Below are 18,937 nucleotides of genomic sequence, written 5' to 3'. Positions count from 1 at the left end.
TTGTTCCGATTAGAAACAATCCCGGAGGTACCGATGCTGATTTTTATCGCGCTTCTGTACGTTTGTGGCGCATCCGGCCTGATCTGGCTTGCCGTGTTCCCGGCCGGTCGCGCACTGGCAACGCGCAGCATCGGCAGCCTGCGCGCGCTGGCGCGGCGTGCCGGTGCCTGGCGTCACGCGGGTGGAAGGGCGCTGGATGCCGCACGCAACACCGCCGGGCTCACCGTCCGCGAGCGGATCGTGCGCACCGTGCGCGCCGTGCGCCGGCATCGGGTGCTGCTTGCCATCGGCGCGCCGGTGATCCTGATTCCGTCGCTGCTGGCGCTGGCGCTGAGCAATCCCGCCATGCTGCCCGTGTACGAAGGCAGCGCCGCCATGCCGGACGAGCAAGTGGCGGCGCTGCTGGCCGGCGAACAGCTGGCGCCCCCCGTGGCGCTGCCGCCCGACGTGTTTACCACAGCCGAAGTGGAACTGGTGCGGCCGATGCTCGTGGGCGCGAGCCGCAACTGGGGCCTGCTGCACCCCGATTTCAGTGCGCGCCTGCTGCTGGCATTCAAGATCATGAAGGAGCAGCACGGCTACGAGATGGCGCTGCTCGAAGGCTACCGCAGCCCGGCGCGCCAGGATGCACTGGCCGCCAGTGGCAGCAACGTCACCAATGCGCGCGCGTTCCAGAGCTGGCACCAGTACGGCCTGGCCGGCGACTGCGCGTTCCTGCGCGACGGCAAGCTGGTCATTTCAGAAAAAGACCCTTGGGCGATGCGCGGCTATCAGGTCTACGGGCAGGTGGCCGAATCGCTGGGGCTGACCTGGGGTGGACGCTGGAAAGTGATGGATTTTGGCCACACCGAGCTGCGCCTGCGCGGGGTGATGCAGCGGTGACGCAGCGATGACTGAGCGTTGCACCAAGTCCGCCGTGTTGCGCCCGCTCAAGCGACGGCGGCCATGCGCATGCGAGCATTTCCTGTGAGACTCTTTTTTCAACGGACCTGGGCCCCGCCATGGCACGATTCTGGAAGTTCCTGTCCGACAGCCGCCTGCCGATCCTGATCCTGATCGGCGTGGCGGCCGTCGCGGCGCTGCTGGTGCTCGGCGCCGTGGCGCTGGACATTGGCCTCGTGTGGTCTGCCATCGTGGGCCTGGCCTTGCTCGGTATCTGGGGCGTCGGGTGGATGATCCGGCGTGCCTGGCGTGCGCGCGAAGGGCGCAGGCTCGCGTCGGCCATCGCCACGGAGGATGCCGGGGACGATGGCGCGAACGATGGCAGCAAGGGCGACGTCGCCGTGCTGCGCAAGAACCTGCTCGATGCGGTCAGCACCATCAAGACATCCAAGCTGGGCCTGACGCGCGGGGCCGCCGCGCTGTACGAACTGCCCTGGTACATGGTCATCGGCAACCCGGCGGCGGGCAAGAGCAGCGCCATCGTCCGCTCGGGATTGACGTTTCCGATTCCCGGCAACAAGGCGCTGCAGGGTGTGGGCGGCACCCGCAACTGCGACTGGTTCTTCACCACCGATGGCATCCTGCTCGACACGGCCGGCCGCTATTCGGTCCAGGAAGACGACCGCGACGAGTGGTTCGGCTTCCTCGACCTGCTGCGCCGCCATCGCCAGCGCGCGCCGGTCAACGGCATCCTGATTGCCGTGAGCGTGGCCGAACTCATGGCTGGCCCGGCCACGGCATCGCATGAACTCGCCAAGAACCTGCGTACCCGCATGCAGGAGCTGACCGAGCGCCTGGGCGTGCATCCCCCCGTGTATGTCGTGTTCACCAAAGTCGACCTGGTGGCGGGATTCCTGGATTTTTTCAGTGACAGCGAACAGGCCGAGCGCGAACGCATCTGGGGCGCCACGCTGCGCTACAACCGCCGCAGCGCGCCGCAGGACGTGCTGGCATTTTTCGACGCGCAGTTCGAAGAACTCGTCGATGGCCTGAAAGAGATGAGCCTGGCCGGGATGGGGGCGAACCGCAGCACGCTGATGCGCCCGGGCGTGTTCACCTTTCCGCTCGAATTCGCGGCGATCCGCACGCCGCTGCGCGCCTTCCTGGCCACGCTGTTCGACGAAAACACGTACCAGTTCAAGCCCGTGTTTCGCGGCTTTTACTTTACCAGCGCGCTGCAGGAAGGCAGCGTGCAAGACCTGTCGAGCCTGCGCGTAGCCAGTCGTTTCGACCTGGCGCTCGGCGAACGCGAGGGCGCTGTCGCGACGCCGGCAGGCGAGCAAACGGGCTACTTTTTGCGCGACCTGTTTCGCAAGGTGATCTTCGCCGACCGCGACCTGGTCAAGCGCTACACGAAACCGGCGGCGGCGCGCTGGAAGCTGGGCCTGTTCTTCGGGGCCACGATCCTGCTCGGCTGCGCGATGGGCGGCTGGTCCTGGTCGTACCTCGGCAACCGCCAGCTGGTGGCCAATGTGCAGGCTGACCTCGATAAAGTCACCAGGCTGCAGGCCGGGAGGATCGACCTGCAGTCGCGGCTGGAAGCGCTCGACATCCTGCAGGACCGCATCGAGCTGCTGGGCGGCTACCAGCAGGACAAGCCGTGGGCGCTGGGCTTGGGCCTGTACCAGGGCGGGCAGCTATCGCGCAAGCTGCGCGACGAATACTTCGCCGGCGTGCGCGCGGTGATGGTCGAACCCGTGACGGCGGCGCTCGAAACCATGCTCACCGAGGTCAACGCCAACGCCGCCAGCCTCGATCCGTCGCGCCAGGCCGCCACGCCGGCGCCCAGGCCCGGCCAACCCTACCAGGATGCGTCGCCCACCAGTGTCGGCGACGCCTACAACGCACTCAAGACCTACCTGATGCTTGGCGAGAAAAGTCACGCCGAGCCGGGGCACCTGAACGACCAGCTGACGCGTTACTGGCGCGGCTGGCTGGAAGCGAACCGCGGCGCGATGCCTCGCGAGCAGATGATCCGCAGCGCCGAGCGCCTGCTGAGCTTCCACCTGGCCAATATCGATGACCCCGCCTGGCCGCAGATGACGCTCAAGCTGGGCCTGCTCGACACCACCCGCGAGCACCTGCGGCGCGTCGTGCGCGGCACGCCGGCGCGCGAGCGCGTGTACGCCGATATCCGCACGCGCGCCGCGACGCGTTTCCCGGCGGTGACGGTGGCGCGCATCGTCGGCGAACAGGATGGCGCCCTGGTGGCCGGCAGCCATGCGGTCAGCGGCGCGTTCACCCGCGCAGCGTGGGACAAGTTCGTGCTGGGCGCGATCCGTGAAGCATCGAGCCGCGAACTCAATACCGTCGACTGGGTGCTCAAGACCACGGCGCGTGACGACCTGACGCTCGAGGGCAGTCCCGAGCAGATCCAGAAGGCGCTGGTCGACCTGTACAAGGCCGACTACGCACGCGAGTGGGTCAAGTTCCTGCAGGGCGTGACGATCACCGACCTGCGCGGCTTCGATGCCAGCGTGCAGGCGATGAATCGGCTGGGCGATCCGCAATCCTCGCCCATCGCCAGGCTGCTGCGCACGATCCATGAAGAGACCGTTTGGGACAATCCGGGCGGATTGCGCCTGCCCGCGAGCAAGACCGAGCGCGGCGTCGCCGAGTGGATCAAGCAAAAAATCCTGCGCCGGGCCCCGTCCGACGCGCGCACGCTGGCCGACGCCATCGATCCCGGCGAGTTGGCGGGCGGTGCGCAAGGCGCCGGACCGATCGGTCGCGAATTTGCCGGCGTGGCGCGCCTGGTCGGTGCCAGGGAAAAGGAAGCGTCCCTGATGACGGGTTACCTCGATGCGCTGTCGCGCCTTCGCACGCGCCTGAACACGCTGAAAAACCAGGGTGATCCGGGACCCGGCGCCAGGCAGTTCATGCAGCAGACGCTCGAGGGCAGCGGCTCGGAACTGGCCGAGGCGCTGCGCTACGTCGACGAGCAGATGCTGACCGGGATGAGCGACAGCCAGAAAAGCGCGCTGCGGCCACTGCTCGTGCGTCCGCTGACGCAGACCTTCGCCATGATCGTGCTGCCGTCCGAGGCCGAGATCAACAAGACCTGGCAGGCGCAGGTCGTCGAACCGTTCACGCGCACGCTGGCGACCAAGTACCCGTTCGCACAGGGGGCCAGCGTGGAGGCCACACCAGGCGAGATCAGCCAGGTGTTCGGCCCCGACGGGGCAGTGGCCAAATTCGTGGGCACTGCCATGGGCCCGCTTGTGGTGCGGCGCGGCGACGTGCTGGCCGCGCGGACCTGGGCCGACATCGGCATCTCGCTCGTGCCGCAGGCGGTGGCTGCGTTCCCGGGCTGGATCGCGCCGCTGTCGAACAACGGCGTGGCGGCCGGCACGGCGGCGCAGACCGTGTTCCAGATACTGCCGCTCACGGCGCCCGGCACGCTCGAATACACGGTCGAGATCGACGGCCAGCAGCTCCGCTATCGCAACACCCCACCCAGCTGGAGCAATATGGTGCATCCGGGGCCGCAGGGCGTGTCGGGTGCGCGCGTGTCGGCCCTCACGTTCGACGGCCGCACGGTGGAACTGTTCAACCAGCCCGGCCAGTTCGGCCTGCAGCGCCTGTTCGAGTCCGCGCAGCGCACGAAGAAGGATGGCGGTGTGTTCGAGCTGCGCTGGAGCGCGGGGAATGTGACGGTGGCGGTCGACCTGAAGATCGTCAGCAGTGCGCAGGCGGGCGGCGGCGGGCAGGCGCAGGGCCAGGGTTTTCGAGGCATGCGGCTGCCGCCGACGATCGTCGGGCGCTTCGATGCGCCGCCGCCGGCGGCCCCGGCCCTGGCCAGCACGGGAGGCCAGTGATGCGCGCCGACCGCATCGGCTACTTCGGCAAGCTGCCGGCACGCGCCGACTTCGTCAAGCTGGCGCACGACCCGGCCGCGATCGGCATGCTCGATGCGTGGCTGGCGCAGGTCATGACGCTGCTGCCATCCGATGCGCGCTGGCGTTTTCATTACGACGCGCTGGCGCCGGTGAGCTTTGCCCTGGTCGGCCCGGCGCGTCACCACGCGGTGGCCGGGCACCTGCTGGCCAGCCATGACCAGTCGGGCCGCCGCTTTCCGTTCCTGGCCACGCGCACGCTGACGGTGGCCGATCCGGTGGCATTCGTGGCGAACTGCCCGGTGGCCTTCGCACCGCTGTGGGAGTTTCTGCAGGACATCTGTCCGAAGGTGCTGGCCGACGCCGATCCCACGGCCTCGCTGCAGGCGATCGCCGACAGCGCGATCGGCCTGGGGGACGCCGATGCTTACCTGCACTGGCTGGAGGCCGGCACGCTCGGTTCGCTCGACGCGCTGCTGGGCGGTTGCGGCGTCGAACGGCTGGTGCTGGCACTTGGCCTGCTGCTGCAGCCGGTGATGCACAGCCAGCCAGCCACGCTCGACAAGAGTCTCGTGCTGCCGCTGCCACTCGTCACGGCGGCGCGCTATCCGGTGGCTGCATTCTGGCTCGGGCTGATCGCGCCGTTCCTGCGGCGCGCCGGTTTCGACCTGGCGCTATTCATCACGCACCAGGACGAGCGGCCGGTGCTGGTGGTGGGTTTTTGCGCTGCGCTGGCCGACACGCTGCGCGCCATGATCGACCCGCTGGTGGGCGCCGAGCTGCAGGTACGCCTGCGCCACACCGCCTGGATCGACGAGCAGCTGCAGCTTGACCCCGACGTGCGCGCGCTGGCGAGCCAGCTGGCCCAGCCCGACCTGCCGCTGGCGCTGGCGCGCGAGCTGTTCATGACCACCTTCATCGGAGCCTGACATGCCACTTCGCACGCTGATCGTCATGCTGGGACTCGCGGGCCTGGCCCAGAGCGCCGCGTATGCCCAGGCCGAAGCGCCGGTCCTGATCACCGGCACCGTGGCCGACGAGGCCACCCGGGCGGCGCTGCTCGAGCGCCTGCGCAGCGTCTACGGTCCGGCGCGCGTGGTCGATCAGCTGTCCGTTGGTACCGTGTCGACGCCCGCCAACTGGAGCGCGTATGTCGGCCGCCTGATCGGGCCGAACCTGCGCCTGGTGAAAGGCGGCCAGCTGAAAATCGACGGCAACAGTGTCAGCCTGCGCGGCGATGTGCTCAACGAGGGCCAGCGCCAGCAGATCGCGGGCGACATTGCCGCGAGCCTGAATCCCACCTACACGGTCAACAACGGCCTGCGCGTGCAAGCGTCGCAGCAGGGCGTCCTGGACGCAGCGCTGGCCGACCGCATCATCGAATTCGAGTCAGGCAAGGCGACCCTGACGCCGGCCGGCACCGCCGTGCTGGACGGGATGACGGCCGCGCTGCAAAAGATCAAGGGCGTGAAGGTACAGGTGATCGGGCACACGGACAATGCCGGCTCGCGCGCCGGTAACCTGTCGCTGAGTCAGGCGCGCGCCGAAGCGGTCAAGGACTATGTGGTCGCGCAGGGGATTGCGGCCGAGTTGATTGCAGTATCGGGCGAGGGGCCCGACCGGCCGGTGGCTGACAACCGCACGCCGGAAGGCAAGGCGCGCAACCGGCGCATCGAGTTCAAGGTGATCCAGTAAGGCGCCCCGGCCCGCGGCCTGCGGGCCGGGGCCGCCGGCGCATCATGGCAGGGTGATCGTCACGTGCGCCGCTTTCGGCGGCAGCTTGACCAGATCGTTGTACTGCGCCAGCGCGTGGCGCGTGTCATTGCCCAGCACCGTCCGGAAGCCCACGTACGCGCCCAGGCCGGCCACCATGAACACCGCGCCCAGCACCCACAGCGACAGGTCGCTGCGCACACGGTTGATCACCTGGTCCGGCCGTTCAGCCTGCGGCGCGAAGCCGCGCGCGCGGCCGCGCATGCGGGCGATCTCGTCGCCCAGTCGCGCCACCAGGTAATCGAGCTTGTCCTTGCCGTCGAGCGCATAGCGCCCCTGGAAACCCAGCAGCAGGCACATATGGAAGACCTCGAGCGCCTCGACGTGCTGCGCACCGCGCGCGCGCAGGTCTTCGAGGCGGTGGAAGAAGTGTTCGCCGGCCAGCTGGTCGCCGAAGACCCGCAGTTGCAGGGGCCGCGTTTCCCACGCCTCGCGCACGTCGAAGGTCGAACGCAGGATGATTTCGTCGACCGCCGAGCAGAATGCGTATTTGGCCGCCTGGATATCGTCGGCGCTGATGCCGAGCGCCTTGGCGCTGCGGTCGACGTCGCCGAGAAAGCTGGTCATGTTGTCGGCGAAGGCGCCCTTGTCCTGCGGCCCGCACCCTGTCTTGAGCAGGAACAGCGCATAGAACCCCTCGTACATGATGTCGCTGAGGCGTTGGGTGCGGATGACGTGTTCGCCGGCATCGGCCTTGGGCGCGGCGCGGCGCTCGATGAACGCGCTCATGCCGACACCGCGATCAGTTCGAGCCGCAATTCGCGCAGTCCGTTGGGAACGTACACCGAGATCGCCTGCGCCTTGAGCATGGCCTCGTACAGCAGCGCGCGCGCCTCGAGCACGAAGTACACCAGGTCGGGCCGCACCGGAATCGCGCTGGGCACCTGCGGCGCGTGCAACAGCTTCACGCCCGGCAGTGCCGAGAGCACGCAGCGGTCGACGTCTTCGGGTGCGCCGACCTTGAATTGCAGCGGCACCGTCTCGACCAGGCGCAGCGCCGGCAGGTCGGCGGCCACCGCCAGGTACAGCGTGGTCTGGGGCGTGATGCGGCCCGAGTCGAGTACGCCATGGTAGTACGACGGCCGGTCGTGGCGCAGCGCGATGGTGAAGTAGCGCGACGAAATCACGGTGTCGAGCAGGTCGCGGATGATGTCGTCCAGGCGCGCGAACTGCGGCGCCGGATCGGCGTGGACATACGACGGCAGGTCGCCCAGGCGGTAGCTGCGCGAATAGGTCATCAGGCCACCGGCCAGGTGCAGCAGCGCGCTGAAGAGACGTTCGGGATGCAGATCGCGGTGGTGCAGGTAATGGGCCAGCGCCGCATAGCCGGCGCTGGCCGTGTGCAGGAGCCAGAACGACGACACGTCGCCGCCGCGGATCTCGACCACGTTGCGGCTCGGTTCGCGCAGGTCGCCATACAGCGCGGCCACCTTGGCCTGCAGCTTTTCCATCAGCCGCGCCAGGGCGCCGTACAGGCCCATCCCCGGGCCGGACACCGCATCGATCGACAGGCTGGGCGGGATGAAGCCGGGATCGGGCTCGAAGCCGCCGGTGGCCACGCGGCGCAGGCGCAGCAGCGGAAAACTCTCGTACGCTTCGAGCGCATCGCCATCGGCCACCAGCCGCAGCGCCTTGCGCAGATACGTGACGGGGGCCTCGGCGGCGGTGCTGTACAGGTCGTGTGTTTCGTGCGTAGCGCGCTGGTAACGGGCACAGCGCAGATCGCCATCGGCGTCATCCGGCGCGTCGTCGATCGCGATGGCGCAGTTGTCGCCATGGGTGCGCAGCGCCGGCAGGGCGGCGTGGTACGTCACGCTTTGCAGATCCGGCGGCAGATCGGCCAGGCGTACCTGTGGCGGCAGCAGGTCGCCGTCGGGCGCCCGGTACACCTCGCCCTCGGGGAACAGCAGCGAGAGCCCCTCGATGCGCAGCACGTCGTTCCTGAGCGCGTCGAGATCGATCGTCAGCCTTCGCACGCCCCAGCAATACGGATGCAGCGCGCAGGCAGTCTGGTGCAGGCGCGCCTCATGGTAGCGTTCCTGCTGCTGGAAATGCTGGGGCCGCAGAAACAACCCTTCGTCCCACAAGACCCTGGATGGCATGCTCACGTTGGCCTCGCTTAATGTCCGACACTGTTTAGCTTGCAGGAAGGATTTTGCCGTTTATTGACAGCGCGCAGACGCCAGCGCCGTCACCGCACTGGCGGGCCCGCCCGCCACATTCAGCGCACAGGCATGCAGGCCGATGGTGACGCCGTCGCGCTCGGCGTCCACGCTGCTGAGCGTCGTGCGCCAGTGGCCGGCTGCCGGATTGTGGAACAGCGCCACGATGCCGATATGGCGGGCTTCGCGCGTGACGCTTTCAGTGACCTCGTAACGTTGCCCCGGCACCAGCATGATTTCGCGCACGTCCACCAGGTCGGCGCCGAGCCGCTCGCGTTCCTGCTGCGGGTCGAGAAACGCTGCGTATGGCGCGCCCTCGAAGGCGTCCTTCTGGCGCAACTTGTACAGGCGCACGGCGAGTGCCAGCGGCTGGCCGCGCTCGCTGACGTTCAGGCGCGTCGCCGCATGCATGCGCAGCAGTACATTGCGTGGCGGCTTTTGCGATTCGGCCAGCGCGGTTGGCTTGCGCAGGTTTGCCAGTGGGCCGAGCGTCCCGCCGCCGCAACCGGACAGCGCCGCAGCGAGGGCAAACGTGAGCACCACACAGCGGTGGGTTGCCATCATCCCGTTCTCCTTGGAATTTTCCTGAGCACCAACGTTGGATTGAATCCGTTTCCAGCCGGGATGCGCTGCGCCAGCGCAAGTGCAGGCAGGTTCGGACCGCGATCCCACACGCGGTTGCTGAATTCGCTTGCCATTGACAGTGCGCAACTTCGCGTCGGTCTCGATGCGAATAATGGTGGCTTGTTTATCCACCGGAGCCGAACATGATTCGCCAACGACTGTTACCCATGCTGCTCGGCGTCGCCGTCCTGGCAGGGTGCGCCACAGAAGGGGCGGGCGGGAGCGCACCGCGCGCCGCCGTGTCCGGGAACCTCTACGCGCAGGCCGATGCGGCAGTGGCGGCGCGCCAGCCCGAACAGGCGATCCTGCTGCTCAAATCGGCCAGCGTGGCCCATCCCGTCGACAAGAAACCGTGGGTGCGCATGGCGCAGATCCGCTTCGACGCCAGCCAGTATGGCGAGGCGATCAGCAATGCCCAGGAAGCCCTGGCGCGCGATCCCAACGACACGCTGGCCTACAGCATTCTGGCCGTCAGCGGCCTGCGCGTGGCCAGCAAGGCGCTGGCCGACCTGACGCGCAAGAACAATCTGCAGGGCTCGGTACGCAGCGAGGCGCAGGATCTGGCCAGGCTGCTGCGCACCAGCCTGGGCGAGGAAGTGCTGGTCAACCCGCGCCCGGTCGTGCGCGCACCGGTGCGCAAACCACCGACCCAGACGGCGGTGGCGGCGCCAGCGCGACCTGCGCCGGCGCCTGCGGGCGGCAGTCCGTTCGATGTCCTGAAATAACGCCGCAGCCTTTACCCCATCCCCCACTGGAGTCGATATGGCCAAGAACGAGAGCGTACAAAAACGGTTGCAGAAAGTGCGCGCGCCGCGCGTGCAGATGACGTATGACGTCGAGATCGGCGACGCGACCGAAAACAAGGAGCTGCCCTTCGTGGTTGGCGTGGTCGGCGATTTCGGGACCGATCCGCAGGTCGAAAAAAAGCGGCTGAAGGACCGCAAGTTCGTCAATGTCGACGCCTCCAATTTCGACGAAGTGCTGGGCGGTGTTGCACCGGTGGCGAGCTTCCAGGTCGAGAACCACCTGTCGCCCGACGGCGGCACGTTTGGCGTGCAGCTGCAGTTTCGCGAAATGGCCGACTTCCGGCCCGAATCGGTCGTGCGCCAGGTGGCGCCGCTGGCCGGTCTGCTCGAGGCGCGCACCAAGCTGGCCGACCTGCGCAACAAGCTGGCCGGGAACGACAAGCTCGAAGACATCCTGACCGACGTGCTGGGCAATACCGAAAAGCTCGACGGCCTGCGCAAGCAGCAGGGCGACACCGGCAAGGAGGGTTGAGATGGCCGCAGTCCTCGAATCAACGGGTGCACAGCCGGGCGCCCCCGAACTGGATGCGACGCTGCTCGACCAGATTGTCGAACAAAGCCGCGTGGCCACGTCCAGCAGCGAGCATGTGCGGGCGCGCGACCTGATCTCGGAGCTGGTCAGCCAGGTCATGCAGGGCACGATGGTGATGTCCTCCAGCCTGTCGGCCACGATCGATGTCCGGCTGGCCGAGCTCGACCGTATGATCTCCGACCAGCTCTCCGCCGTCATGCACGCGCCCGAATTCCAGAAGCTCGAGCGCAGCTGGACCGGCCTGCAATACCTGGTCAGGAACAGCACGACCGGCGCGAACCTGCAGATCCGGATGCTCAATGCATCCAAGCGCGAGCTGGTGAAAGACTTCCAGTCGGCCATGGAATTCGACCAGAGCACGATGTTCAAGAAAATCTACGAAGAAGAATTCGGCACCTTCGGCGGCGCGCCGTACGGCACGCTGATCGGCGACTTCGAGATCTCGCGCCAGCCCGAAGACATCTACTTCCTGGAGCAGATGTCGCACGTGGCCGCCGCCAGCCATGCACCGTTCATCACGTCCTCCAGCCCCGAACTGTTCGGTGTCGAAAGCTTCGGTGAACTGGGCAAGCCGCGCGACCTGGCCAAGGTGTTCGACACCGCCGAATACGTGAAGTGGAAGGCGTTCCGGGAATCGGAAGACGCTCGCTACGTCGGCCTGACGCTGCCGCGCTTCCTGGGCCGGCTGCCGTACCACCCGGCCGACGGCATGACCACCGAGGGCTTCAACTACGTCGAGGATGTCGACGGCAGCGACCATTCCCGCTACCTGTGGTGCAACGCCGCGTATGCGTTCGGCGCGCGCCTGACGCGCGCGTTCGAGGATTACGGCTGGTGCGCGGCGATCCGCGGCGTCGAGGGCGGCGGCCTGGTCGAAAATCTGCCGACGCACACGTTCAAGACCGACGAGGGCGAGGTGGCGCTGAAGTGCCCGACCGAAGTGGCGATCACGGACCGGCGCGAGAAAGAACTGTCGGACCTGGGCTTCATCTCGCTCGTGCACTGCAAGAACACGTCGTACGCCGCGTTCTTCGGCGCGCAGTCGGCGCAGAAGGCGCGCAAGTACAACAACGAGGCGGCCAATGCGAATGCGGTGCTGTCGTCGCAACTTCAATACATCTTTGCCGTGTCGCGGATCGCGCACTACATGAAATCCATGATGCGCGACAAGATCGGCAGCTTCGCCGCAGCGTCCAATGTCGAGGATTATCTGAACCGCTGGCTCACGCAATACGTGCTGCTCGACGATAACGCGAGCCAGGACCAGAAAGCGCAGTTCCCGCTGCGCGAAGCCAGTGTGCAGGTCTCCGAAGTGCCGGGCCGGCCCGGCGTCTACCGCGCCGTGTCGTTCCTGCGCCCGCATTTCCAGCTCGACGAGCTGTCCGTTTCGCTCCGTTTGGTCGCGGAGTTGCCGCAATCGACCAAGAACTGACCGCTGCAACCATTTTGTTATTCAACCGACGTTTCAATCACACTTGGAGTAGAACATGGCAATTGACGTGTACCTGCAGATCGACGGGATCAAAGGCGAGTCGCAGGATGACCGGCACAAGGACTGGATCGAGTGCACCTCGGTGAACTGGGGCGTCAGCCAGCCCCGTTCGGCCACGGCATCCACCGGCGGCGGCCACACCGCCGAGCGCTGCGAGCACCAGGAAATCGCGCTGACCAAGCTCGCCGACCTGGCCTCGCCCATCCTGTTGCAGACCTGCTCCGCAGGCAAGACCATCCCCAAGGCCAAGCTGGAATTCATGCGCGCCGATGGCCAGGGCGAGCGCATCAAGTACTTCGAGATCGAGCTTGAAAACGTGCTGATCGGCGGCGTCCAGCCGAGCGTGGCCGAAGGTAGCATCATCCACGAAGCGGTGGGCCTGAAGTTCTCGAAGATCAAATGGAAATACACCCAGCAGAAGGTGACCGGCGGCGCCGGCGGCAACACCTCGGGCGGCTGGGACCTGGCGGCCAACAAGATCGTCTGAGCGGCGCCCGCCGCTTTCCACGCGGCGGCCGCGCGCCGCCGCGTGTTCGTCGTACTCAACCCCCATCGGAGACACCATGAAAGGCTGTACGCCTGGCCTGCTCGACCGCCTGATGGACGAGCGCCGCGACCTTGCGCCCGGTGCGCAGGCCGGTGTCGAGCGCGTCAAGGACAGCATCGCGCGCGACCTCGAAGCCTTGCTCAATACCCGCCTCGCGCCCGATGCAGCCTGCCTGGCCGGCTACCCGCATGCGCTGGCGTCGCTGCTGCATTACGGCCTGGCCGATTTCGCGGGCCTTTGCCTGACCAGCAGCATTGACCGTGCCGCCATCTGCGCCAGCATCGAAGCGGCGATCAAGGCGCACGAGCCGCGCCTGTCCGACGTGCGCGCCGTGCTCGAGCCGGATGCGGGCGACGTCAATCGCCTGCAGTTCGCGATCCACGCCTGTCTGGCGCCGGGCGGCCAGCCCGAAGCAATCAACTTCAACGCGGTGCTGCAACCGTCGTCGCTGCACTACGAGATCCACCGCACCGTCCGGCCTGGCAAAGGCCGCGAACCCACCTGACCAGGAGGCACGATGGACATCAACCTCAAGACGCTGATCTCGAAGCTCAACGACACCACCCGCGCGGCGGCCACGCGCGCGGCCGGCATCTGTGTCGGGCTGGGCCAGTATGAAGTCGACGTCGAGCATCTGTTCCTGGGCCTGATCGAGCAGCCGGGGAGTGACCTGGCTGCGATCGCGCGCCATTGTGATATCAGCCTGACCGGCCTCGAGACCGACCTGCGCCGCGAAGTGGCGCGCTTTGCCACCGGCAGCGCGCGCACGCCCGTGTTTTCCCGTCATCTGCCGCTGCTGTTCGAGCATGCCTGGCTGATCGCCTCACTCGGCGTCGGCGGGCCACCGCAGATCCGCAGCAGCCATCTGGTGCTGGCCCTCTTGAGCGAGCCGTCGCTGGCGCAACTGGCGCAGCGCGCGTCGCCGCTGTTCGCGCGCTTTCCGCTCGACCGCCTCAAGCACGATCTCGAACGCCTGACGCGCGGCTCGGTCGAGGCGCCTGGCATCGCGCCCGAGGTAGGCGAGTCGGGGCCGGACGCGGCGTCGGCGCTGGCGCAGTCTGCTGGTCGCGCGACGCCGGCCCTCGATCAGTACACGACGTGTCTCACTGCGCGTGCACGTGACGGCAAGCTCGATCCGGTCATTGGCCGCGACATGGAAATCCGCCAGGCGATCGACATCCTGATGCGGCGGCGCCAGAACAACCCGATCCTGACCGGCGAAGCGGGTGTCGGCAAGACGGCCGTCGTCGAAGGGCTGGCGCTGCGCATCGCGCTGGGCGACGTGCCGGAGGTGCTCAAGGGCGCCGAGATCCACACGCTCGACATGGGGCTGCTGCAGGCCGGCGCCAGCGTGAAGGGCGAGTTCGAAAACCGTCTCAAGAACGTGATCCAGGAGATCAGGCAGAGTGCCCACGCGATCATCCTCTTCATCGACGAAGCGCACACGATGATCGGCGCTGGTGGCGCGGCTGGCCAGAACGACGCGGCCAACCTGCTCAAGCCCGCGCTGGCGCGGGGTGAGCTGCGCACGATCGCCGCGACGACCTGGGGCGAATACAAGAAATACTTCGAAAAGGATGCGGCGCTCGCGCGGCGCTTCCAGGTGATCAAGGTCGAGGAGCCCGACGAAGACACGGCGGCGGCGATGCTGCGCGCGATGGCGCCGCTGATGGAGCAGCACTTCGGTGTGCGCATCTACGACGAGGCGATCACCGAGGCGGTGCGCCTGTCGCACCGCTACATCAGCGGACGCCAGTTGCCGGACAAGGCCATCAGCGTGCTGGACACGGCCTGCGCCAGGGTGGCGCTGGGCCAGAGCGCGACGCCGGCACTGCTGGAAGATTGCGGGCGCCGCATCGAGCGTTTCGACGCCCGCATCGGCGCGCTGCGCCGCGACACGAGCGCCGGGGACGATCACGCGCAAATGCTGGCGACGCTGGACGAGGACCGCGCCGCGGCGGTGGCCGAGCAGGCCGCGCTGCAACGCCGCTGGGCCGACGAGCAGGCGCTGGCGGGCCAGATCGGCACACTGCGCGCCGAACTCGAAGCGGCCGGATCGAACGCAGCAGGTGGCGGCAGCGCGCAACTGCGGGCGCTTGGCGAACGCCTGCGCAGCCTGCAGGGCGACGCGCCGCTGGTGCCGGTGCAGGTCGACGGGCACACGGTCGCCGCCATCGTCGCGGCCTGGACCGGCATCCCGCTCGGGCGCATGGTCAAGGACGAAATCCGTACCGTCGTCAATCTGCAGGCAATGCTCGACGAGCGCATCCTGGGCCAGCGCCACGCGAGCGGCGTGGTGGCCCAGCGCGTGCGCACGGCCCGTGCCCATCTCGACGATCCGAACAAGCCGAAGGGCGTGTTCCTGTTCGTCGGCACCTCGGGCGTGGGCAAGACCGAAACGGCGCTGGCGCTGGCCGACATCCTGTACGGCGGCGAGCGCAAACTCATCACGATCAATATGAGCGAATACCAGGAGGCGCACAACGTCTCCGGCCTGAAAGGCTCGCCGCCCGGTTATGTCGGTTATGGCGAGGGGGGCGTGCTGACCGAAGCGGTTCGGCGCAATCCGTACAGCGTCGTGCTGCTCGACGAAGCCGAGAAAGCGCACCCGGACGTGCTCGAACTGTTCTTCCAGGTCTTCGACAAGGGCGTGATGGACGACGCCGAAGGCCGAGAAATCGACTTTCGCAACACGATCATCATCCTGACGTCGAACGTGGGCGCCAGCCAGGTGATGGCCGCGTGCCTGAACAAGCCGGCCGCCGACATGCCCACGCCCGACGCGCTGGCCGACCTGCTGCGCCCGAGCCTGATGAAGCATTTCAAGCCGGCGTTCCTGGGCCGCTTGAGCGTGGTGCCGTTCTATCCGATCGGTGACGAGGTGCTGGCCAATATCATCCGCCTGAAGCTCGCGCGGATCGGCGCGCGCGTGCTGGACAACCACAAGGCCCTCTTCGAGTACGACGATGCACTGGTGGCGGCGGTGCTCAGCCGCTGTACAGAAGTCGATTCCGGCGCACGCAATGTCGACAATATCCTGGGTGGCACGCTGCTGCCGGAAATCGCCGACAGCGTGCTGGCGCGGATGATGGAAGGCGGCGCCATCGCGCGCGTGAAAGTCGGCGCCACCCGCGCCGGCAAGTTCAAGTATCTGATCGAACCGGTGCAGGCTTGATCCCACGGAGACACCCATGCTCGATATCGCCTCGCTTCTCAAACCAGTTACGCCCGACAATCCGTGCGGCGCCGACCTGGCGTTCGCGCCCGAAGTCGACGCCATTGCCCGTGCGCGCCTGGCCGACGATCCGTCGCTGGAGCAGGGCGCCTGGGTCACTGCGCTCAAGGAAGCCGACTGGAAATTCGTCGGCAAACACTGCGCCATCCTGCTCGAAACGCGCAGCAAGGATCTGCAACTGGCCGTCTGGCTGGCCGAAGCAACTACCCGGACTGGCGGCATGCGCGGGCTGGCCGACGGCGTGACTCTGGTGGCTGCGTTGTGCGAGCGTTACTGGGACGGCGTGCATCCGCAGGCCGACGAAGACGGCGTCGAGCGGCGCATCGGCATCCTGGCCTGGCTGGCGGGCCGCGTGGGACCACTGGCCAAGGGCGTTGCGCTGGACGAGGGCGGCGCGCTGACGCTGCAAGCGTGGGAAGTGGCGCGGGCACGCGGGCCGGAAGCGGTCGCTGAACTCGAGGCGCTGCGCGCGCGTGGCAAGCCGGCGTTTGTTCAGGCGCTGCTGGCCGACTGCGAAGCGTGCGTTGTGGCGCTGGACGAACTGGAACGCGTCGTCGACGTGCGGCTGGGCAACGATGGCCCGAGCTTTCGCGCGGCGCGCACGGCGCTGCGCGACGTCATCGACCTGATGTCCCCTGGCTTGCCGGCGGCCGTGGCAGAGCATGCGTTATCAACGCTGGGGGAGGGCGGCGCGATTGCCGTGGCACGCGCCTCGCGACAGGATGGGCCGGTCCAGGGGCGCGACCAGGCGCTGGCCCAGCTGCGCCAGGTCGCCGAGTTTTTCCGCCGCACGGAACCGCACAGCCCTGTCGCGTATCTGGCGGAAAAAGCAGCGCGCTGGGGCGAGCAGCCATTGCATGCCTGGCTGCGTGCGGTGATCAAGGATGAAGCGTCGCTGGCGCGGCTGGAAGACTTGCTGGGAATCGACGGCCAGGCGGACCAGCCGGTGAAGCTCCCGGCGCCCTGAGGGGCCGGGTTGCTGAAGGACGAGCTTACTCGGGTTTGTCCTGCTTGCCACCGCCCGGGGTGACGATGGTGCTGGCGCGTTCGAACTGCGCTTCGACCGTCTGCACGGCCTGGCGCGTGGCGGCGGTTACCTGTTCATACCCTTTGAAGGCGTTGTCGATTGCTGCCTTCATGATCTGGACCGCATTCTCTGACCCCGGCTTGACGTTCTGGGTGACGTCATAGATCAGCGCCGACAGCGTGTTCTTCGCTTCGACCGCATGCGCATCGGCCGCACCGCGGAACTCGTTGTGCATGTCGTCGATGATGGCTTTCAACTGCGTCGTGTACTCGGCCGCGTTGGTCACGCCGGCAGCCGGCTGCATGCGCGCCGCGAGCGTCTCGAATGCGGCTTTCGGATTGCCGGCCTGGGCGATGTCGCGGCCCGCCTGCAGGGTGCTGTCCATCGTGCTCTTGGCAGCGTTCATGTTCAGGGCGACGACCTGCTCGACGCCCTTGACGGTCTTGCCGGCCAGCGCGTTGAAGGTCTGCATCTGCAGGTCGAACAGGGTTTTCGTGGCGTTGGCAAACTGTTCCGGGCTGGTAAACATGGGGTGTCTCCTCAGTGGGTAAGCTGTTTTTGAAAGCTGAACAATGACAGACAAACGACGTCTGCCGCGTTCATTATTTAGCAACGATGGGTTTTTCGCAACGCGCGTCACGATACGGGCCGTTCGTCTTCACCCAGCCTTCACCCAGCGGCGTCGGGGAACAGGCCAGTGCGCCCGTGAGCTTGCTGCGCCATTGGTAATACGGCGCCGGTGCAGCCAGGCTGGAAGCGACAACGACGATGAGCGCCACCCCGAGGGCGGCAGAGCGAAGAATCTGCATGACTTCCATGCTCGACCGTTACGGCGTTCAAGTCAAGCGCGCACTTGTCCTTCCCATCGTGGGAAGGTGTAAGCTGGCGCATGAACCCGTACAGGAGCGCACCTTGCAAGCGACCCCATCCAGCATGAACATCGGCGACGCCGCCCGCGCGTCTGGCGTCACGGCCAAGATGATCCGCCACTACGAATCCATTGGCCTGGTGCCGGCGCCGCGCCGCACCGACGCCGGCTATCGCCTCTACAGCGAGCGCGAGGTGCGCGTGCTGCAATTCATCCACCGGGGACGAGCACTGGGCTTTTCGCTGGACCAGATCCGGAACCTGCTGGCGCTGTGGGAAGACGAGGGCCGGGCCAGCGCCGATGTGCGCGCACTGGCGCAGACGCATATCGAGGAACTGGACCGCAAGATTGCGGAGATGGCGGCGATGCGGCGCACGCTGGTGAGCCTCGCCGCGTCGTGCCATGGCGATGCCCGCTCAGCCTGCCCGATCCTCGATGATCTGGCGGCGCACTGAGCCTGCGCCAGAGGCAGGCACAACGCAAAACGCCGTAACCCTGTTTCAAAGGCTACGGCGTTTTGCGGGACACGGGGTCCACAAACTCACTACAATTTCTGGTGCCCACGGAGGGACTCGAACCCCCACACCTTGCGGCACATGGACCTGAACCATGCGCGTCTACCAATTCCGCCACGTGGGCACTGCAACTGCTGACAACGATACTGCGAACTACTTACTACGAGATAGACTTTTGGTGCCCACGGAGGGACTCGAACCCCCACACCTTGCGGCACATGGACCTGAACCATGCGCGTCTACCAATTCCGCCACGTGGGCACTGGGACTACTCAACAACGATACTGCCTGAAACCTTTGGTGCCCACGGAGGGACTCGAACCCCCACACCTTGCGGCACATGGACCTGAACCATGCGCGTCTACCAATTCCGCCACGTGGGCACTGCAACTACGGTACTACTGACAATCAGATGAACTATTTGGTGCCCACGGAGGGACTCGAACCCCCACACCTTGCGGCACATGGACCTGAACCATGCGCGTCTACCAATTCCGCCACGTGGGCACTGCAAGAACATCTCTGCTACAATAGCAGGGTTTGTCATTTTCCGCCAGATCAACTATTCCTGAAAATAG

Annotated in this window: 17 protein-coding genes and 4 tRNA genes; 12 read left to right on the top strand and 9 right to left on the bottom strand. The window is 66.8% G+C overall.

The annotated features are described in order from the left end of the window. Window positions 1-33 precede the first annotated feature (33 nt). The 4 genes from AC56LN_RS21215 to AC56LN_RS21200 all read left to right on the top strand — a co-directional run bounded on the left by AC56LN_RS21215 (window position 34) and on the right by AC56LN_RS21200 (window position 6,473). On the top strand, window positions 34-882 hold the full coding sequence (locus tag AC56LN_RS21215; protein WP_499574572.1) for a M15 family metallopeptidase: 849 nt from the start codon (window positions 34-36) through the stop codon (window positions 880-882). A gap of 119 nt (window positions 883-1,001) precedes the next feature. Next, on the top strand, window positions 1,002-4,760 hold the full coding sequence (gene tssM / locus AC56LN_RS21210; protein ID WP_499574571.1) for a type VI secretion system membrane subunit TssM: 3,759 nt from the start codon (window positions 1,002-1,004) through the stop codon (window positions 4,758-4,760). Further along, the gene (gene tagF / locus AC56LN_RS21205; RefSeq protein ID WP_499574570.1) at window positions 4,760-5,707 is read left to right on the top strand and encodes a type VI secretion system-associated protein TagF; all 948 of its coding nucleotides are present in this window, start codon (window positions 4,760-4,762) and stop codon (window positions 5,705-5,707) included. Before tssM ends, tagF begins: the two co-directional genes overlap by 1 nt. Before the next feature lies 1 nt (window position 5,708). Then, window positions 5,709-6,473, top strand: a complete 765-nt coding sequence (locus AC56LN_RS21200; RefSeq protein ID WP_499574569.1) for an OmpA family protein — start codon at window positions 5,709-5,711, stop codon at window positions 6,471-6,473. Window positions 6,474-6,515: 42 nt separating this feature from the next. Here the strand turns inward: AC56LN_RS21200 and icmH are convergent, their stop codons facing one another. Genes icmH through tssJ form a run of 3 tightly spaced genes read right to left on the bottom strand, consistent with a single transcriptional unit; the run spans window position 6,516 to window position 9,277 of the window. After that, window positions 6,516-7,280, bottom strand: a complete 765-nt coding sequence (gene icmH, locus AC56LN_RS21195) for a type IVB secretion system protein IcmH/DotU (RefSeq protein WP_499574568.1) — start codon at window positions 7,278-7,280, stop codon at window positions 6,516-6,518. Next, complete coding sequence (gene tssK, locus AC56LN_RS21190) at window positions 7,277-8,659, bottom strand: type VI secretion system baseplate subunit TssK (protein ID WP_499574567.1); 1,383 nt, start codon at window positions 8,657-8,659, stop codon at window positions 7,277-7,279. The genes icmH and tssK overlap by 4 nt, the downstream gene beginning before the upstream one ends. Window positions 8,660-8,713: 54 nt before the next feature. After that, on the bottom strand, window positions 8,714-9,277 hold the full coding sequence (tssJ, locus tag AC56LN_RS21185; RefSeq protein WP_499574566.1) for a type VI secretion system lipoprotein TssJ: 564 nt from the start codon (window positions 9,275-9,277) through the stop codon (window positions 8,714-8,716). 203 nt (window positions 9,278-9,480) lie between these two features. Between tssJ and AC56LN_RS21180 the strand changes: the two genes are divergently transcribed. From AC56LN_RS21180 to tssA, 7 genes are all read left to right on the top strand, one after another. Beyond that, window positions 9,481-10,062, top strand: a complete 582-nt coding sequence (locus tag AC56LN_RS21180; RefSeq protein WP_499574565.1) for a tetratricopeptide repeat protein — start codon at window positions 9,481-9,483, stop codon at window positions 10,060-10,062. Window positions 10,063-10,099: 37 nt separating this feature from the next. After that, entirely contained in the window at window positions 10,100-10,615 is a 516-nt protein-coding gene (gene tssB, locus AC56LN_RS21175) for a type VI secretion system contractile sheath small subunit (RefSeq protein WP_499574564.1), read from the top strand. A gap of 1 nt (window position 10,616) precedes the next feature. Continuing rightward, a complete protein-coding gene (gene tssC, locus AC56LN_RS21170; protein ID WP_499574563.1) occupies window positions 10,617-12,107 on the top strand; it encodes a type VI secretion system contractile sheath large subunit in 1,491 nt (496 codons plus the stop codon). A gap of 55 nt (window positions 12,108-12,162) precedes the next feature. Continuing rightward, a complete protein-coding gene (locus tag AC56LN_RS21165; protein WP_183551309.1) occupies window positions 12,163-12,654 on the top strand; it encodes an Hcp family type VI secretion system effector in 492 nt (163 codons plus the stop codon). A 76-nt stretch (window positions 12,655-12,730) separates the two neighbouring features. Then, window positions 12,731-13,219: a type VI secretion system baseplate subunit TssE gene (tssE, locus tag AC56LN_RS21160; protein WP_499574562.1), complete on the top strand. Its 489-nt coding sequence runs from the start codon at window positions 12,731-12,733 to the stop codon at window positions 13,217-13,219. A 12-nt stretch (window positions 13,220-13,231) separates the two neighbouring features. Next, complete coding sequence (gene tssH / locus AC56LN_RS21155) at window positions 13,232-15,889, top strand: type VI secretion system ATPase TssH (protein ID WP_499574561.1); 2,658 nt, start codon at window positions 13,232-13,234, stop codon at window positions 15,887-15,889. Window positions 15,890-15,905: 16 nt separating this feature from the next. Continuing rightward, window positions 15,906-16,916 (top strand): type VI secretion system protein TssA, encoded by a 1,011-nt coding sequence (tssA, locus tag AC56LN_RS21150; protein ID WP_499574560.1) that lies wholly within the window; start codon window positions 15,906-15,908, stop codon window positions 16,914-16,916. Between the two features lie 25 nt (window positions 16,917-16,941). Here the strand turns inward: tssA and phaP are convergent, their stop codons facing one another. Together phaP and AC56LN_RS21140 are read right to left on the bottom strand one after the other, a co-directional pair. Further along, the gene (gene phaP / locus AC56LN_RS21145; protein WP_482898379.1) at window positions 16,942-17,505 is read right to left on the bottom strand and encodes a TIGR01841 family phasin; all 564 of its coding nucleotides are present in this window, start codon (window positions 17,503-17,505) and stop codon (window positions 16,942-16,944) included. Window positions 17,506-17,578: 73 nt separating this feature from the next. After that, on the bottom strand, window positions 17,579-17,794 hold the full coding sequence (locus tag AC56LN_RS21140) for a hypothetical protein (protein ID WP_499574559.1): 216 nt from the start codon (window positions 17,792-17,794) through the stop codon (window positions 17,579-17,581). A gap of 115 nt (window positions 17,795-17,909) precedes the next feature. On the opposite strand from AC56LN_RS21140, the gene cueR reads away from it, so the two are divergent. Further along, the gene (cueR, locus tag AC56LN_RS21135; RefSeq protein ID WP_499574614.1) at window positions 17,910-18,299 is read left to right on the top strand and encodes a Cu(I)-responsive transcriptional regulator; all 390 of its coding nucleotides are present in this window, start codon (window positions 17,910-17,912) and stop codon (window positions 18,297-18,299) included. Between the two features lie 99 nt (window positions 18,300-18,398). Here the strand turns inward: cueR and AC56LN_RS21130 are convergent. The 4 genes from AC56LN_RS21130 to AC56LN_RS21115 all read right to left on the bottom strand — a co-directional run bounded on the left by AC56LN_RS21130 (window position 18,399) and on the right by AC56LN_RS21115 (window position 18,866). Beyond that, a tRNA-Leu gene (locus AC56LN_RS21130) sits at window positions 18,399-18,483 on the bottom strand. A gap of 52 nt (window positions 18,484-18,535) precedes the next feature. Beyond that, a tRNA-Leu gene (locus tag AC56LN_RS21125) sits at window positions 18,536-18,620 on the bottom strand. Between the two features lie 37 nt (window positions 18,621-18,657). After that, a tRNA-Leu gene (locus AC56LN_RS21120) sits at window positions 18,658-18,742 on the bottom strand. Window positions 18,743-18,781: 39 nt separating this feature from the next. After that, a tRNA-Leu gene (locus tag AC56LN_RS21115) sits at window positions 18,782-18,866 on the bottom strand. Window positions 18,867-18,937: the final 71 nt, after the last annotated feature.

The organism is Telluria sp. ZT3P26, from assembly GCF_059686035.1.
The sequence above is the reverse complement of the archived record's forward strand: the minus strand, read 5'-3'. Positions and strand labels throughout refer to the sequence as shown.